This window comes from Mesotoga sp. (assembly GCF_035363035.1).
Taxonomy (GTDB): domain Bacteria; phylum Thermotogota; class Thermotogae; order Petrotogales; family Kosmotogaceae; genus Mesotoga.
Map to the genome: position 1 here is coordinate 1 of NZ_DAOSEH010000047.1, position 17832 is coordinate 17832.

Below are 17832 nucleotides of genomic sequence, written 5' to 3' on the forward strand. Positions count from 1 at the left end.
TTTGGAATTCGTTCAGGTAGACTTTGTTAATTGTCACATCGACGGTACCGGCTCCTATATCGTAAACCATTACGTTCTTTGGACGTGTCAAATCAAGTAAGGATTCAGGGATCTCTCCCAACCTCTGAAGTTGAAGAAAGTATTGAAGCGCTGCAGTTGGTTCATCAAGAAAAAGAATTCCGACATCCGTTCTAAAGCCAGCTTCCAATATTGCTCTTTGTAAAGCTTCTCTCATTGAAGTACTGGCCGACGCAGGGAGTGTGAAAATAGCCGATTCAACAGGTTCCTGAAAATACTTCTCAACCTCTCTTCTTATGAACTCAAGCAGAATTTTGGGGAAGTATTCCGGATCGTATTCTCTTCCTCTTACCACCATCTTCATTTCTGACCCGAGAAGCAGCTTCCAGGATTTCGCGACATTACCCGGTTGGTTTTCCATCGCTTGTTGAGATGCGTATTTCCCAAACAGAAAAGTCTCATTTTCTTGAACCAATATAGCGGAAGGAATGGTCTTCTCTTTTGTCTTTACGCCGCCTATTCCCATCTGATCGAGTTTGAACTCCAATGATTTGCCTCTAGAAGCGTTGAACCATGACACGGCTGTATTTGAAGTACCGAGGTCTATACCAAGATATATCATTAGATATCACCTCTTATAGATTCAATCGTAGCTTCTCTCACAATCGTATCCTTGACTTTCCAGCCAGTCTTTTTTACGACATACTTGTTTTCAGGTTTTATTTCATCATCACAAAAACAACTCATTGGATCTATACTTGTGCTCGTTACTTCTTTCCCCGGCTTGCCGAAATGTTCAATTCCGATTTTCTGGAACCCTTTAAGTAGATTACTGAACATAACTTTCATAGCAACTGTATCTATTACCAAGTTGCTTTCCGCATTAGTGTAGTCAACCAATCTATCCAGAATAAAATCCGTGTTTTCATTGTTTATGCTTTTGTACAGAGATATTAGAACCTCCTTTCTAATATCCTCTTGCTCGCTACTCAATTTTTCGGTTAGCTCTGATATCTCTTTTTCCAGATTGTCTGTAATTATTCTTCCTGTGTTGAATTTCTTCTCTGTAATCTGCGCTAAATTAACCACAAATTCCCTGAACACTCTCTGAATCAAGGAGTGACCTGAATTCAACTGGATTTCGTCAAATTTCCTAACAGTTGTGCTGACTTGATCTTCCGAACCAAGCTTGTCAGATACTATTGCTCCAACGAGCCTATAGAAGAGCTTGTCATCGCGACGCATATCTATAAGCTTTGAGTTCATTTCTCCGTCGGTATCATTACCATTCAGCAGACCTAGAAAGTAAGCGGAAGCTTCTTGAGCCTTCTTAACTACTCCAGATAAATATTGTGAGCTGACAATCTTGAAGTTGAAGTAAAGAAATGCTTTGGAATCACGAATACCGATTTGCTCAAGTTGCTTGATAATATCATCGAAGTCTAGTGGATAAGTTATCTTACTAATTGTAATTGCGGCCTCGACTTCCTTAGAGTAATCGTGTTTACTACTACCATAGGAACCTTTTCTAGAGCGAGGAGTCTTCATAAAGGTATGTACATCGTTAACAGCTCTGCTGAATATTGTCAGCCTTTCATTTACCATGAATAATCACCTCTTCCGTATCTTCTGAGTTCTTTAGCAATAGATAAATTTGGAGATCTGAGTTTACTATTGTTGATGTTTCTCTCTAGAGTGTGGACAAAGACTATTCTTTTGGGTTTTGTGAAATCAACAAGAAGTTCTATCTGTGCTGAATTCAGATGTGTTCCAATACTAAAGTAATGTAATCTAGGCGATTTCTTTGAAGGTAAGATATCCAGATAGTCATAGTATGATGCTTTCGACATACGGAACGATTTGGGAACTCTTCCGACAAATATTCCTGGAGAAGTTATTTCTTTCAATTCGGCAACTTTACATTTCATTTTAGACAAATTCCTTCCCAGTCCAATTACCGAAGCTATTTCGAAAGTAGATTTGGAAGCAAAAATGTCAAAGCTCTTCTTTCTCCTTATAATTTCTCTTTCCAACCTGAGAAGAGTTTCGACATCTTTTCCCAATGCAACACAAGGGAAAATAACCTTCTCTACTTTATCTAGAGAAATCTCAACAGCATCAACAACCGCCTCGTCAGATAGAAAGTCTGTTCCCATCTTATTTACAGCAGTTCCGTCACAAATCAGAAGCTCGCAATTCTCAACATTAGGAAAATTCATGATTCCCGAAGATAGATTCGGATAAAGCGATGCGTCGCCCGTTATCACTATGGATGAGCTGTCATACTCTATAACATATCCAAATGAACCAGCAATATGCCCGGCATTAAAAGGCCAGATAGTTATGTCTTTAATATCTAAACGATCTCCAAGATCAAACGAATGCCATTGTTGATACATATAAGATGCGTAATGAGCATATAAGTCAGCAATCTCTCTGTTTGGAAGGTCATCAGAGATGATGTCATCGAATACATACTTAGCCAGTTGTCTTGTTATTTTAGAAGAGTAAATGTACCCCTTATAACCATTCGCCATTAGCTTCAGTATCGAACCTAGATGATCCCTGTGCGCATGCGTTATGAGAACCAGGTCAAGATTTCCGAGACCATTTAAGGTCTTATCAATTCTTGAAATCAAATTATTTGGAAACGGCCTCTCTTGGAAACCTAAACCTACATCAACAAGTATTCTAGCGTTGCCTACCTCAAAGAGAGAGCAGCTCTCACCTATACTATTGGCACCGCCTAATGGAATGAAAGAAAACTCCTTCATGACACCCCCTTTTGTTTATACCAGCATTTTCCCTTGGCACTTTTCTTTGAAATCTCCAGATAGTGTTATCCAACAATCTGGGCGTCATGTTTGGAAACGATTCTCTGAGTAATTTACAAGCTGACTGGACTATTTTGCATGCGAGATCAGGAGTTATACTTTCACAGCCAGTAGCGGATTGAAGGAATCTTAAGATCATTCTATCGGGTTTCACGAAGTCACTAGAACCGATAAGCATATAGAAGTATCTAAGGGATATTCCACTTCTTTGCCCCGGGATGCTGACTATCGAGTTTTCAAACTCTGCATTATCCACTAAAGAGATCGCATTCTTCAAATACTCAACCTTCTGATCTCTCACAGCTTCAGAGAACCTTCTGACAGCTTCAGCTTTCAGTATTCCGTTGACTGTTGAGGTTCGTTGCTTGTTTCCGAACACTTCTGCTGCCATTCTTTGTGGTGAATACTTGTGATACAGCGAAAGGAAGGATGAAACAGAGAACGATTCATAAGTGCTTTCAGTGCCCAGAAATTTGCAGAATCTATTTACTGTGTTACTTGTAGAAACGTAACTCACGCCTATTGAGAAAACGGTATCGATTATACATAAAGGCAAATTCGGATACCTGTATTCACATCCAAGCTCTACAGAATCCAGATCAAGCTTCTCACGGCAGTACTCGGCGGTTATTTCTGCAAGAGAGTTCAGTTTGTCTGTGTTCATTCACGCACCAACTTTTTGAGCGTAATCAAGTTCATTTTTAGACCCTGTCTGGACACTTCAATTTCGTCTGAGACGATGAGTGAATCTAACCTGGCTTCGATCTTGAAAGGAAACAGTTCTGGAGTTCTTTCGATTTCTTCAATGGCAATAGATCTGCTCTCTTTGCCATAAAGCAGGCTTTGAATGAGCCATGTTGTCTCACTCTGTCTCTCTACGGCTATCGCGTTTCTTTCGTTGGTTGTATAGAGGGCTGATCTCTCTGTGTTCTCTATCGTCCCCCATAGTTTCATAGTTTGAATTACCCTTGAACATGCTCTGGTAAGTGTTGATCTCTCTCCCCAGATTTTGCTTATTCTGTCGTGAACTTGAGAGACCTTGACATACCCCTGCAGAGCGATGAGTCTGCCACATATTGCGGCGATGTCTCTGAAGAAAGGATAAGTTGCCAGGCTCATTCCCCAGTGAAAGATTCTTGTATCTATCTCTGGATTCTCTTTGAGAATCTCAAGCACCTTTCTTCTCAGAATGACCAGATTGCGATTGTTGTCTAGCCAGATTCTGGAAATAACGAGTCTGGTCTTTCTTCTGGCATCTTTACCGGGCAAATCGACTGCCATGAATCGCTCTTGTTGTTCTCTTATCTCTCGAATATTCTTACCTTCGACAAGTAGTTCCATAGTAATATCGAGCCATTCCTTCTTTATTTGTCTATCGAATCCAAGCAGCTTCGTCAATTCATTTCATCCTTTCCTGAGTCTGATTAGTGGAACGATGACTTCTTCAAGTGTCAAACCTCCGTGAGAAACAACAGCTGAATTAACTGTTGTGAAAGCCCTTCTTCCTCGCGCAATCAAGGGAAGATAGTTTTGGGGAAGCCCTGCCGTAATCCATTCAATTGAATCGGGGTATTGGGAGTGTATTCTGCGTCTTAAGAAGGAATCGCTGTAGATTCTCACCCTTTCGCCCCTGGTTTCGGCGATCAATCCTTCCGATGGATTACCGATTCCCTTAGCTTCAACGTTTCCGTGATCGCTGGTAAGGATTACTTCGTACCCCTTTGCAAGTAAAAGATCACAAAGATCTAGAAAGCAGCTTTCTTTAAGCCAGATATCCGTGACAGCCAGAAGAGATCTCATACCAATATTCTCAGCGTGAGACTTTTCATCCACTTCTCTAATAACAATTCCTATGATCCTTTGCCCGTCTTCTATAGAGTTTTTCACAGCCTTAATCAGTTGATTATCGGCCTTGTTTATATAGGAGATATCCCTTTCATTAAAGCCTCTATCGATCCATGCCCGCTGCCAGAGTTTTGGTTCGGCCGAATTGTTGGTCAGATTGTTTAGATCCATTGGGAGCAAGCCTGAGAAGATTACCTGCCTGGATACCGATGTGATGGTAGGGATCATAGCAAAAGCCGTCTGCTGTACAAATGAGAGATCGCCAAGCTGACGCGAGAGTCTAGACCACTGAAGAAGAGACATACCGTCGATTACAATGAGTGCTACTTTTCCAGTCCCATGCAGTATCTTGCTTGTCCAGCTCAAAGTATCTCTTACCGTTACCGGGAACTTCGAAGAAACTGTGAGAAGCCTTCCGTACTCTTCTCTCATCCAGTTTTCAAAGCTGGAATCCACAAGAGTGGTTATACTTCCCAATATGGATAAGTCGCTCTCTTCAAGCGAAATAGAGCAAGCAACAAGATTCAGTTCTGCCCATCGCCAGGCGAAACCAAGCCAGTCACTAAAATTTGCAGCCGTTCTTGGTAGAGAGTCAGTGGCAATCTTTGCCAGTTTTCCGAACCTGATCCGCTCCGAACCGGCCCCATCGACCCCTATCACCATCCAGGACTTCCCGAACTTGACCGGATCATCTACTGGTACTGCTTTCAGAAGTCCCTCTGCAAACATCGTATCTACATAGACCTTTATTGCAGGCTCGTCGAAAGGCAGAGAAGCGGGGCCTTTATGCCTGAAAAACGCCTTGCTTTCTTCATTCGTTACGAATTTTCCGTAATTTCTCAGGAATACCGGCCATCTCTCCTGAAGAAACTCGAAGAAGCTCTCCCTATGCAGGAGCATTTTCTTTAAATCTAGAAGTTCATCGTACCCTTTATGCCCGGCGATCTCCATGACAAGATCAATGAGTTCATCTCGCATTTGGATCCTGTTATAGTGGAGCTTCATGAGCCATGCAATCAACTGCGAAAGCTCATACCGCCTGGCAGGGTCGAACTCGTAGATTCGTTTCAAGATGAATTCCTTCGTCTCTCTCGTCGAAAGGAAATCAAGATCATCGCTGTAAGTTTCATACAGCCTTTCAAGTTCAAGCTTGTCAAGTACCTCAAGAGCGGTTCTACTAAATTTCGGAAAAAGCGTGTTGATAGAGACTTCGACCGTGTAAAAGGAAGAATAAATATCAAAAGGAAGCTCTTCGGCAGGAGTTTCTCTTGTAATTACTATGAGTTTCTTGTCCTGTTCCCTGTACCCGGTTTCATAGATGTATCTGAAAACGATTGAATCTTCAAATTCAACGACGGAATATCCTCTCTCTAAAACTCTCTCCACGATTTCCCTATCGACCAGCCTGTCCTGGTCCTCGACTATTAGAGAGTCCTTCCCCGGGCTGAGAATCATCTGTACAATCCGTTCGTTCAGGGAATACAATTCACACTTCCCCCTTAATTACCAGGGCCAGCAAAAGATCAATCTGAGGAATGATCGTCTCTTCTTGAGAGCTCCATTCTTCAAATTCCCTGTCGATTTTACGGACTCTGTAATCTATCACCTGTGAAAGACCCGATCTCTCTGCAAGCCTTCTTCTTATCCTGAACCAGTCTCTCTTCCTGTTCCTCTCCTTTTCAACTCTGCTATAGTAGATGCTCTTCAACTCATCGAAAGTCTCTTTCAATCTCCTTTCGGCTGTTTCGTAGATTCCCTCGATAACCTCGAGGGAAATCACGGAGATTTCACCCTCGATCAACCTCATCCAGATCAGATCGGCCGATCTGTGAAGCAACTCTCCCAACTCGTTCACGAAGACCGGCAAGACCCTTTGAAGATCGTACTTTGAACCATGCGCCGTAACTCTCCAGAGCGACCAGATGCCGGTGATGCCTTTCGGAATGCTGCGAATACTCGCTATCGGAACAGGCAACCCTTCAGGAAACTGTGGAATCTCTTTGACAATGGATCTGACCAAAGGATCGTTGAATGTTATCGTTCTAAGATCCGGATCGTCGTTGCGGGAAAAACTCACCAGCTCCTCATCTATCTCGCCGGGTATGCTTACTTTCCAGTTGTCCCCCAGCGGAACTGCCTTCCCCTCTTTACTCCTAACGAAGGATACAACCGCCCTTTCGAGCCAGTAATGGACAGGTTGATTTATCAGCCTGCGCACTTCTTCCGGTCCGATCGAACTGTCTGCTGGAAGAACTCGACCGCTTTCCTTTGAAAGCAGGATCTGCTGCCTTATCCTTTCGAGCGAGCTGTCGATCTGTTTTTCAAGATTCTCCGGATCCGCTATCGCGGTTACGAAGATATCGTCAAAGAGATCGGCCGCCTCTGTAGAGTCGAGAACATCGCCGGTCTTGTCAACACCGAACTCGTCGAGAATAACCTGCAATTTTCTCTGAATGACTTCGATTACTCTGAATTCCACCGTTGACTCTATCGCCAGATTGAAGGCCTTCACATCCAGGCTTTGACCTATCCTATCCACGCGGCCTATTCTCTGCTCTATCTTCATCGGGTTCCATGGCATATCGTAATTCACCACGACATGGCAGAACTGAAGATTGAGTCCCTCTCCTCCCGCATCGGTAGAAATCAATATCTGGGCTTTCTTCGCAAAGGATCTTTGAGCCTTTAGCCTTTCTTCTAAACTCATCGAACCGTTTAGAATGCAAACCGAGAAACCTCTCTCTTCGAGAAATTTCTGGAGCATCTTCTGGGTTGCGACGAATTCTGTGAAAATCAGTATCTTGACTTCGGGATTCATCTCCTCCATTCTTATCGTCTGAATTATCTCCAGCAACTTCAGAGCCTTGGCATCGTTCTCTTCGAATTCAACGGCTCTGGCCAGTCCCAAAAGATAGCGAACTCTCTCAGCCTCATTTACGAATGGTTTTACTTTGAATATCCCGGGAAAACCGATCTCCTCGCTGTTGTTCATCTCTTCAAATTCTGCGAAAGAAAAGCTGTCCAGATCCAGCGGAAGTGTCATTTGATCGTCTGTATCGGAAAGCGCTTCCAGTCTTTTTTCAAGAGCTCTGGCAATGGCTGCTGTGGAAGAAGCGACCAGTCTCTGCATAAGAAGCATCAAAAATCCTATGTAATTCTGTTTCTGATTTAGAGCCCTTCTGTAGCCCTCTCTTACATATGCCGTTACCGCTTCATACAGTAGCTTCTGCCTTTCAGACTTCTCGCCGAAATAGACAGGAACCAGACTTGTGTTTCTCTTCTTGAAGAGCGGCTTTCCCTCAATGTCTATTGCCTTTCGCTTTTCCGTTCTAAGAACATACTCCGAGACCGTATCTCTGTCGAGTTCATCCTCTGAAGTGAAAGCAATCGGGTCGAGAAGAGACATAAGCCTGAGAAAGGCGTCACTTTTTCCCTGATGAGGCGTCGCTGAAAGAAGCAAGATATACGGCGCTGCCTGCGCAAGGCTCTGCCCGAGCCTGTGTCTAGCGACTTGCGAATTGGTCCCTCCGAGTTTGTGAGCCTCATCCACAACTATCAGATCCCAGCCGGCATTGACAAGATCGAGAAACCTCTCTTGATTGTATTCCTGGAGTCTCTCGTTGCTCCAGCCCTGGCGGGAATAAATGGGTTTGACGGAATCGATAGGACAGATCACCTGATCGAATAGCTCCCAGGCGTTTTGAACTCCCGATAGTTTCTTGAAAGCCGAGAGCTCGGAAGGTATTACCAGCTTGAAATCCTCGCTGAATTTAAGTTTCATCTCGCTCTCCCATTGACTTATAAGCCCTTTAGGAGCCACAATCAACACGCGTTTTACAACTCCCCGAAGCTTCAGTTCCTGAATGATCAGGCCCGCCTCGATGGTTTTTCCCAGGCCCACCTCGTCGGCGAGAAGAAAACGGATTTTTTCTCCGAAAAGAGCTCTCTGAAGGGCGTGGATCTGGTGAGGGAGCGGCAAGACGGCTGAATTCATTGGCGCCAGAAGAATATCTGCCGAATTGAAGGCGTTCAGCAGTTTGCCCGAAGCGGCGGCGTAAGATATGAAATCTCCAGAAAAAAGGGCTTTTGCCTCTTCGCCGGGCTTTAACTGATCGGAGGATACCTGAACTACCCTTTCTTCCCCGGGAATCCAGATCTTCGATGTCTTGTAGCCCCAGAGCTCCTTGCTTTCAAGGAGCATACAGAGCTTCTTTTCACTTTCCAGCCAGTACCACTTCTCGTTCATAAGACGCTCCGTTTCCTGTATATGCACCAAAGTATTGACATTCCGTATGCCACAATGTTATAATTCTTATGCATGGGGGTGTCCCCGTGGGCGGAGCAGGCAAAGGGCTCCGCTTAACTTTTTAGCCTTTCCGACTATTAAAGGACAACATAGGGATATTCAATCAATGATTTCTCTTCTTTGATCAGCTCGAATATTCGTGAAGCGAATGGCCACAGTGGTTTTCTTAAGACTCCTTTTCTTATACTACTTCCTATGGCGAATGCAAGAATATCGGCTACTTCCAGACCTGCAATCCTCTCTTCCTTTCTTCTGAACTGCGTTCTAACTTTCAAATCCCCGAATCTATGATCTTGAGAAAACTGCAACTGTGTAGTGGTCACTCCCATAATACTCAGATTTCCTATTGAATCGGCATATAGCCTATCCTCAAAAGACTTTCTACTTTCGAATATCCATTGGAACTCTCTTTCCGACAAATCGAGCAATATGTTTGCAATTAGCTGTATTGAAGCCAAATAGGGATGAATATTCTGCTTGTAGCGATGGAGTATGTCTGCCTTGTTGATAAACGCTCCTAAGAAGCTGAACCTAAGAATAGAAATCACCTCGAACAAATCTTTGTGGAAGCTGATTTCATTTTGCTCGTTGTTTAGGAATCTGTATATCCTCTCTTTTCTAGATATCTCTTTGAAGTGAAGGCAAAACTCGGCCTTGTCCCCGAACCATTTCACCTTGAAGTCCGTCAAGCTGCGAATAAACTCCGGGTAATCAAACGGGTCCACGACTACTGCCGATAGAAAAAACACTTTATTGTCATCGCGATCAATCCCTTTATAGCTTGGTGTTCCGTATTCGTCAGAGAATATATACTTCATAGCCTCTTACTCTCCGAGGCGGGTCAGGGCGTTGTCGTAGTACATGAGCAGTTTCGGGTCTTCCTGTATAACTTTTTCACTGAGTTTTTCTGCTACCTGGATTATTCCCCTGTAGTCTTTCTCGCTCCAGAGTTTCTTGAAGCCGGTCCTCACGGCCTCCGTTCTGAAGACGCGAAGCTTTTTGCCCACGTGGTTTCTGTACTCTTCGAACTCCTTGAGGAGCCCCTTTTCTCTAACTCTTTCAAGATCCTGCGCCCTCGCTGGATCCGGTACGTACCATCTATCTCTCGCTTCGGATTTCAGAGAGCTGTCTGCGGTTTCAGGAGTCAGCTCTTTCATCTTCTCTCTCATCTTCGAGCTCTTCAGCAACCAGCTCCAGATCTGGGCGGGCACTGGTCCGATACAGTCGTATTTCAAGAAATTGTCTTCGAGAAGTTCCTTGAGTTCTATCTCCTTCTCGTGCTTAGCCCAGCCGCGCGAGATCGGCATGAACTGTGGCTGAAGCTCCTGAAAGGTCTGCGGCTTGTTCTGGAGCTGGAGCCTGAGCCACTGGATCGCCGAATCTTCATCGGTGACGAAGAGAGAGATCTGGCGGAGCTCGCTGACCGATATGCTCTTTAGATCGTATTCGTTGATCTGGTCTGGCAGGAAGAACATTCCATTCCTCTCGGGGAACCTCTGGCGCAAACCGTTGTAAAAGGTCGCGGCGGTCATGGGTATCGATCGACCCCGCTGGATGTGAAAGGCGATCATTCTGTCGTATAGCAGATAATCCGTTCTCTCTACTATAAGTTCGGATGAGCCGTTCTTTTCCGTGAAGACGGGCAGTCTCTTCAAGTGCCCCCGAACGAAGTCCCAGACTCCTTCTTCCGTTCCTGCTTCGAGCCTGAACCTCTCTTCGAGTCCTCCATTTGGCTTGTATGCCGAGATAATGAGGTCTTGCTTGACTGCGCCGGTGCTTGTAACCTGTTTGAATGTTCCCTGCTGCTTGTCGAGCGTTCGCACATCGGCTATCACAAAACCGGCTCGCTGGATAGCCTCCTGTATTGCGTTCCATACACTGTTCTGGGAATTGTGGAACTCGACGGTCATCCACCGTCCCGGTTTCAATACTCTGTAATACTCTTCGAAGCAACGGGTCATAAGCTCTTGATACTCGAGAAGTCCTTTCTGCTGAACCTTGTTCATTATCGCTTCCGGTTTGTTGTTAGTGAAAACCTTCAGCCAGGACTCCCAGAGGAAGTTGAGCTCGGAATACATTAGGTTTCCGCCGAAGGGAGGATCGGTGAAGATGTAGTCCACTGACTTCGAAGGTGAAATTTCCTGAGTAGTGCTCTGGCAAGCAACAGATGAATAACTGTCTGAGAGAAATGCGCTTGCAAAGTTAGACATTTTTCCCAAAAACGCTTTGAAAACATTAGACTCAGCAATTAAGGACGGAACATAGAGAGTGCCGTTAAGTGGTCCATTACCTCTATGTCCCTGATTATATCTTACAAGATTTGAAGTCAAAGTAGATACTATTGACTGATTGAGAAGTTTCGTCTGTAGATGCCTACAGTAACTCTTGCTAATGGCCGACAACACCCACAGGTTTCTCTTCGTGTAGAAGTGGTGGACATGAGTGATACCTACTGAGAACGGGTCTCCAGTCTTGTCGCCTTTCGGGATTCTGTGAGTTGGATACCAATAGGGTATCTCGCTCTTCTCTATGTACTCGATGAGTGCCAGATCGAATTCATCGGGTGTCTTCTCGTAACGTTTCTTGCCTATTGAGTAGTTAATCAGTACGGGGATCTGCTTCGCCTGCTTCACGGTCTCGCCTATGGCTGGATCGAACTTCGTTTCTATAACCCTATCCATTCTTTTCTTCGTTAACGATGCACCGCAGTGAGGACAGGAAAACTCGGATCTAACCTTCCCCTCTTCCTTATCCACCGCAGCTTCCCAGAAGATAATCTCACCGCCACATTCGGGGCAGGAAAAGACATCCGACCAGACGGTGTAGTTGATCCTTCCCCAAGAGAGCAGTTCCTTCGTGAAGTCTTTGCCTTGTTCTGAGAGAAGCTTCTTGGCCCTTTCAATATCTTCAGCCTTCTCTGAAGAGAGCGTGTAGTACATCCAGCCGCACTCCTCTTCGACTTCTTTCAGAATTTTCTTCGCCTCTCTTTCGAAGGCCTTTGCATCGACTGGAGTGTTGTAGTTGTAGGCGATGAAGGTCGCAGCCGGTGAGAGATCGTTCAACACTGCGTATCTGGCGCCCAGTTTCGAGAAAGGCTTCCCCGATTCATCCAGTATAGTTCCGTCCTTTCTGACTTCATAGCCAAGCGATTCGACGGCCTCTTTGCTTCCGCACATCTGGGCAGCTACTCCAGTCATTCCAGTGCCGCAGAAGCCGTCGAATACTACATCTCCAGGCTCTGTATAATGCAATATATAGCGCATTATCGCCTTATGAGGAACTTTGGTGTGGTATGAATGAGCGTTGTATATCGGGTCGTTCTTTCCCTCGCTGACGTCTGCTGCAAAGGGCTCTCTAGAATACTTCTCTTCGGGATCGTAAGGTTTTCCGTAATGCCTTATGAAATCGTCTATGAATGGATTCGGACAGGCCGTATAGTATGGCGGATCGGAAAGGTTCAGTATGTCCTCGTCGCTTCCCTTAGGGAAGCCTTCTATCTTCCTGAACTCAGGGTCTCTTAGCTTCTCTTTCAGCTTATCCCTGAAGTACTTCCGTCTATCTTCATCATTAGAGAAAGTCAGCCCCAGGCACTCAACGGGCCCTTTATTTGCATTGTCGTCGAATAGCCTGTTGTTCTCCATTACTTTTCACCTTCTTTGAGAATTATTCTGACTTTGTTTACATCTTTGCCTCTGGTCTTTTCTTCAATCAATTCTTCAAAGCGTTTACGCATCTCTTGCGGTGTCTTTGGGGCGTGATCGCCGAAGAGCCTTTCCTGAAGTTCTTCGGTGGTGAGCTCTATCTTCTCAAGAGTCGAGAAGACTTCGGTTAGAGCTTTTGTGAAAGCCGGGTTGTTGACGAGCTCTTCTTTCAGTTGTTTTGCATCAATGAATTTTTCGATCAGTGATTTCCCCCCCGGTTCAAGGAGTTCTATGTTTTCACTTACCACAGGGTCTTTCAGATTTGCTAGGATCGTTTTCTTCCAGCTGTCAAAGATCCCGTCTAGTTCTCGATCAAGACCATCGAGCACCAGCTCGGGCTCGCGATTGTCGCTGCTTTCCATTGCTGGTTTGAATTCGCAGGTAGGGCAGAAAGGAGACTTTTCCAGGGAGCTTTCCGTAAGCCCGTAACAGGTCTTAAGTCTTGTGATTTTATTTGTCAGTTCTTCCAGCTGTTGTTTTGATAGCATCTCTATTGTCGAGAGCTTGTTCAAAGTCCTGAAACGATAGTCGCTCAGAAGATTGCTTTTCTGTTTATCTCTTTGAACATCGAGCCGGGCTTTGCTGTGCAAATCCATGTATGCCTTTATATAAGCAAATTTAAGATCACCAAGAAGACTATTGAGCGTTCTTTTCACTTCCAACGTTTTCTGATCTTTGTCTTTCAGTATGGCCAGCGCTTCCTTTCTCTTCTTTTCATACTCTTCTAGCCAGGGACTGGAGGATATCATTTGCTCCTTCGCCCTTTGAAGATAACTGACCTCGCTGTTCAGTTCGTCGGTGATTTCAATGATCGCTTTGATTCTTCTGACGCCTTCATACTCTTTACTCATATTGACTATGTCTTCTTTTGAGATCCGCAGGTTTTTCAACTTTCCCACTGTGGAATATTTTGTGAGCGAATCGAAGAACTCTCTCAGCTTTTTGATAGAAGCGAGGTGCTTTTCAAGCTCTGGAGTGGTTATGAGAGGCTCTTCCCAGAAATAAAAGCCCCCCTTTATTCTTTCAGATAATTTGGCCAGTTCTTCTGCATGACTCTGGGCTCTTCGAAGCATGTTTTCAACCGGAGCCGGATCACCGTTCTGAAGGTTACTTACCTGGCCTTCATTTATCTTAAGAAAGTAGAACAGCTCTTTTATGGTAGAGACGGGCAGGTCCCTTGGGAGTCGAATATTTCTGAAGTTGACCAAATCCTCCAGCTTCAATTTCATAAGCTTTTCGAAAGAACTGGCGTCGATTTGTTCTCCGGCCAGAGATAACTCGATCTCTCCCATGTAAAGCATCACGGCTAACAAGACGAAGGCCCACTCCGGTTCCAGTCTATAAGGCATAAGGAATTCCCCGGTCTCTGTACTCACGAATAACTCGTTTCGATTTAGTACACTGCCCGAGGCTTTTTCCGTTAGCTTGCTCATGATTCCTTTTGTATAAATCGACTTCGCGGTTGTTATCTTGCCGTTTTCATCTATGAGATCGAGAGAAGATAGTACCTCTTTGTTCTGTCTTGTTAAGTTTCCGGATGTCATTCCTTTGATCACCGACTCGATTAGCTGGCTTCTATTCTGGGAGGTAACTTTCGTTTGGAATTGTGGATAACCGAGAGCAGTATCTGAGAAGTGACTGTCTAGCAACAAAGAAGATGTATCATCTATTATCTCTTTGAATCCCTCCAGCTGTCTGAAGGGTTTGTTTCTTAGGGCATAGGATTCAGGGATCGATTTTGTCGATTTCTTATAAGTTACCGAAAAGGAAGACGCTAGATTTTCATTGAGCCACATTGTCAGTTTTGAGACATACCCATCCGAGATCCTGCGATAGGTTTCCTTGTAGCTCGCAGCCGTCTGGGACAGTTCAATAGAGGCAGCGTAATTCTTCAGGTTTTCTTCGAATTCCCGATCAATATCGTTTATAGCAAAAAACACTTCGTCATCGCGACCTTCATCCTTGTAGGGATGGATTTTGTAGATTGGAAGGAAGTATATGTAGAAGTCTCTTGGGGGTTGAGCGGTGGAGCGCTCGTTAGGTTGTCCAAAGAACAGGTAGCCAAATCTTGTTGTGTTCTTGCTTTGCCAAATCAACTCGTATTGCCAGATTTTATGCCCAGGAACATATGTTTTGTCGGAGCATTCCATGAGCTTTGCCAGAGCAGTGAAATAGTATCTGTTGAAAGTCTCGTTGCCCAGTGTGTCTCTCTTCTTTTCTATCTGGCTGTTGAAGTCTATCGTTTTGTTCAAGTCGAGATAGTATTGTCCATTCTCTTTTATGTAAGCCACATACTGTCCGCTTACGATGTTTATGATCTTCTTCAGAATCCCTTCGATCATAGTTGATAGATCATCCATTGGATCCCCGCCAAGATCTTCGATCGCGGGATTGAATATTAAAAGATCATCCCTCAACTCATCCACCGTTGGTCCTATTTTGACATCTATGTCGCTTGTACTGAGACGATGAACTGAAAGCGTTTTGATGATTCGCAAAGCGTTGTCGAGATGGTGTTTGTCAATGTTTGCCTTCGTCTTCTCCGTGAGTTCCTCGCTTTTCTCTTTTGTCAACCTTATCTCGGGCACTGTTACCAGATCACTCCTTGAGCTGATTCTGTCCCAATAAGTGTCGTAGGAGACGATGCCGGGTTCGCCTTCCGGGACTTCCCTGTCGAGGAGTTCGCTCATGACCTTCGTCAGGGTTTGAAGAACTTCTCGATGCTCGATGAATCTAATCCTTTCAAACATCCCAATGAAAGAGGGGTGGACCGGGAAGAGGTTGACAAATGTGTCAAGCTTCTCGTTCATGGTTCCGTAGTATTTTGTGAAGTTTTGAAGGTGTTCTCTTACCTTTGCTTTTTGTGAATCTGTTTTTTTCAGCAGGCGGTTTGCTACTACAAATTCTATGTCCTCTCTTGCGATTCTTACATCGATAAAACGATCCTTGACTCGACGAACAGCGTCTGAAGCGAATTCAAAAGTAGGATTATCATAGAGAGCCTCTTGAATCCCTGCAATGAATCTGAAACGAGAGTTTTTGCAGAATTCGCCAATTTCCCTTAGAAAAGTCATGTCCAGGATGAGTTGTTCCTTTCTGTTTCGCAGATAATCAAGCAACTCATCTACAACCATCATTAAACCTTTGTCAGGGAACTTCTTGCAGAAGCTGCTCATCATTTCTTCTAGAGTCTCTTTGTTGTTTGAAGCTTTATCTATTGGTGGAAAGTCGAATTCAACTCCCATTTTGTGAAGCTCAGTTTTAAGTTCAGATAGAATGATATCTCGCAAAGGCATTTCGGTTGCACCGATTTCAGAACGAATTACCTTGAAGTTTCCGGCGATCTCAATGGCCGACTCTCTTACTGATTCATCTGTAAGAAGTTCCCGAAGCTCTGAATTTTCAGCAACCGAAGCAATGACGCCCATAAGATGTGATTTTCCCGTTCCGTAGTTTCCAACTATGAAGATACCTTTGCTATCAGCGGGAGTGGAGAACTGGAGATTTTTGAAGATGACTTTCGTCAAGTTGTCTGCCATGGGCCTGGAGATCACGTATGTCGATATGAAGTCCCGAGCACGCTCTTCTCTCGCCGTTTCTTTAAGCTGCATAACCGATTCGAGCGGCTCAAATTGAATCAGATCACCGTATCGCATTTCATAACCCCCTGTCTCATTCTATTTTGAATACAATTTCATCATCTAACCCTTCTTCTAAGAACTCTGGATGTCCTCTTTTCGCATATGTAAGTTTGCTCCCTTCGATATTGCCCGGCCAAATAGCAAGAATAAATCTTCCCCTTGCAAGTAGTCGCAAAGTGTGGAGAGCTCTCAATTTTAGTTGGGGATCGAACAGGAGCTCTATATGATCAAAAATGATTGATTTGTGATTGCTTAAAAGTTCTGACAAGAATCCAGAAGCCCGTAGAGGTCTTTCAGCTTTCGGTAAGGTTTTCATTTCTTTGCTCAGAAGAAAGCTGAGATTAAGTACATTAGTGTTCGTTGCGGCGGCAATGTCTTTGAACAAAGAAGATCTGCATGAATCATTTCCGCCTGTAACAAATGACAGACCGATCATTTTTTCTTGAAGGTGTTTAAAAAGACTATTCCTGACAAAGGAATAGTCACTTTGCACCACATATCCCATAAGCCACTCTCACCATGAAGAGTCTTACAAGTAAATACTATAGCATTCGGTCTCAGTTACAAAGTCCGATTCGGAGCCTGCTAAAGCGATTAAAGGTGATTTCAACCAAATAGAGACTTAAATGCGAGAAAATTCTAACGATAACTCTTCTTTAGATATTGCCACATTTAAGAAATATATTGAAGCTCATATAAGTTTGAAATTTAAAATATACCTTCACGTTCAGATTTAAAATAGGAAGAAAGGAACTTAGAGAAGAATCAGCCCCAGAAAATAGGGACTCCATTTTTTATATATATCCACATCCTTTTCGTGCTGACCCCTCGATCAGATTGATTAAACAGACTCAAGCCTCAATACCCAACATACGCCACAGCGGGCCTGCAGACGCTGCATGGCTCGTAGCCCATCCGAACTGCCTCGGACAATTTTATCGCCATCTTGCTCTGGAGCAGGTGCTGGCAGTGGTACTGGTGGTATTTCTCCCCGGTATTCGTTATGTACACTACCGGGTCGTAGAGGGGCTCGGGCGGTGTGGCGGAAAAGTTTTCATCGCTCCACAATCCCTTTTTGTCCAGGCCTGCCAGTCTTTCAGCTTCTGCGAATATCTCCATGTAGCTGGCCTTGAAGGGGTGTATTGAATAGACTCGAGCGTATCCGCCGGCTATCGCGAGAAGGTTGAAGAGGACATTATAGGTCTCGCCCTTGTAGCTCACCGGAATCCATAGATAGGCCAGATACAGCCCGTAGCTGTCTCTGGGCAGCTCGTCGTAGGAGAGGAAGACCTTCCTGTCTTCAAGCAGCAGCTTCGCGAAACCCGAGGACTCCGATCCGAAACGGGCAACCGCTTCGTCCGGATGTTTGCTGTCTGGAGCATCGGCCCCTATGAGACGGACGACCTCGATGAGATTGAGGGTCTTGTGACGGATCAGCGTGAACATATCCCCGTCTATGACGCTCAAGAGAAGAGATTCGTCGTATT

12 protein-coding genes are annotated in these 17832 nt (G+C 44.6%); all 12 read right to left on the reverse strand.

Annotated features, from left to right (window positions below; all coding sequences use genetic code 11):
* Positions 1-640: Hsp70 family protein (locus PKX57_RS07890; protein WP_472416690.1), on the reverse strand; the 640-nt coding region annotated here is incomplete at its 3' end.
* Positions 640-1623 (reverse strand): hypothetical protein, encoded by a 984-nt coding sequence (locus PKX57_RS07895; protein WP_472416692.1) that lies wholly within the window; start codon positions 1621-1623, stop codon positions 640-642. The genes PKX57_RS07890 and PKX57_RS07895, both read right to left, overlap by 1 nt.
* Positions 1617-2792 carry an MBL fold metallo-hydrolase gene (locus PKX57_RS07900; RefSeq protein WP_213921911.1) on the reverse strand — a complete coding sequence of 392 codons (1176 nt, stop codon included), beginning with the start codon at positions 2790-2792 and terminating at the stop codon, positions 1617-1619. Before PKX57_RS07900 ends, PKX57_RS07895 begins: the two co-directional genes overlap by 7 nt.
* Positions 2752-3516, reverse strand: a complete 765-nt coding sequence (locus tag PKX57_RS07905; protein ID WP_472416694.1) for a hypothetical protein — start codon at positions 3514-3516, stop codon at positions 2752-2754. Before PKX57_RS07905 ends, PKX57_RS07900 begins: the two co-directional genes overlap by 41 nt.
* Positions 3513-4250, reverse strand: coding sequence for a hypothetical protein (locus PKX57_RS07910; RefSeq protein WP_213921909.1), 738 nt, complete (start codon positions 4248-4250; stop codon positions 3513-3515). Before PKX57_RS07910 ends, PKX57_RS07905 begins: the two co-directional genes overlap by 4 nt.
* Positions 4251-4256: 6 nt before the next feature.
* The gene (gene pglZ / locus PKX57_RS07915; protein WP_472416696.1) at positions 4257-6152 is read right to left on the reverse strand and encodes a BREX-3 system phosphatase PglZ; all 1896 of its coding nucleotides are present in this window, start codon (positions 6150-6152) and stop codon (positions 4257-4259) included.
* A 31-nt stretch (positions 6153-6183) separates the two neighbouring features.
* Positions 6184-8943 (reverse strand): DEAD/DEAH box helicase, encoded by a 2760-nt coding sequence (locus PKX57_RS07920; RefSeq protein ID WP_472416697.1) that lies wholly within the window; start codon positions 8941-8943, stop codon positions 6184-6186.
* A 137-nt stretch (positions 8944-9080) separates the two neighbouring features.
* Positions 9081-9821, reverse strand: coding sequence for a DUF3800 domain-containing protein (locus PKX57_RS07925; RefSeq protein ID WP_213921906.1), 741 nt, complete (start codon positions 9819-9821; stop codon positions 9081-9083).
* Positions 9822-9827: 6 nt separating this feature from the next.
* Positions 9828-12644 carry a DNA methyltransferase gene (locus tag PKX57_RS07930; RefSeq protein ID WP_472416699.1) on the reverse strand — a complete coding sequence of 939 codons (2817 nt, stop codon included), beginning with the start codon at positions 12642-12644 and terminating at the stop codon, positions 9828-9830.
* Entirely contained in the window at positions 12644-16360 is a 3717-nt protein-coding gene (locus tag PKX57_RS07935; protein ID WP_472416701.1) for a DUF6079 family protein, read from the reverse strand. The genes PKX57_RS07930 and PKX57_RS07935 overlap by 1 nt, the downstream gene beginning before the upstream one ends.
* Before the next feature lie 16 nt (positions 16361-16376).
* Entirely contained in the window at positions 16377-16850 is a 474-nt protein-coding gene (gene brxF, locus PKX57_RS07940; protein WP_472416703.1) for a BREX-3 system P-loop-containing protein BrxF, read from the reverse strand.
* Positions 16851-17203: 353 nt separating this feature from the next.
* Positions 17204-17832 (reverse strand): thermonuclease family protein (locus tag PKX57_RS07945; RefSeq protein ID WP_472416705.1); only part of this gene is annotated, 629 nt, incomplete at its 5' end.

Coding starts and splice junctions, on each gene's coding strand:
- PKX57_RS07925 (WP_213921906.1), bottom strand. CDS start 9,821: ATGAAGTATATATTCTCTGACGAATACGGAACACCAAGCTATAAAGGG.
- PKX57_RS07930 (WP_472416699.1), bottom strand. CDS start 12,644: ATGGAGAACAACAGGCTATTCGACGACAATGCAAATAAAGGGCCCGTT.
- brxF (WP_472416703.1), bottom strand. CDS start 16,850: ATGGGATATGTGGTGCAAAGTGACTATTCCTTTGTCAGGAATAGTCTT.
- PKX57_RS07895 (WP_472416692.1), bottom strand. CDS start 1,623: ATGGTAAATGAAAGGCTGACAATATTCAGCAGAGCTGTTAACGATGTA.
- PKX57_RS07920 (WP_472416697.1), bottom strand. CDS start 8,943: ATGAACGAGAAGTGGTACTGGCTGGAAAGTGAAAAGAAGCTCTGTATG.
- PKX57_RS07905 (WP_472416694.1), bottom strand. CDS start 3,516: ATGAACACAGACAAACTGAACTCTCTTGCAGAAATAACCGCCGAGTAC.
- pglZ (WP_472416696.1), bottom strand. CDS start 6,152: ATGATTCTCAGCCCGGGGAAGGACTCTCTAATAGTCGAGGACCAGGAC.
- PKX57_RS07900 (WP_213921911.1), bottom strand. CDS start 2,792: ATGAAGGAGTTTTCTTTCATTCCATTAGGCGGTGCCAATAGTATAGGT.
- PKX57_RS07935 (WP_472416701.1), bottom strand. CDS start 16,360: ATGCGATACGGTGATCTGATTCAATTTGAGCCGCTCGAATCGGTTATG.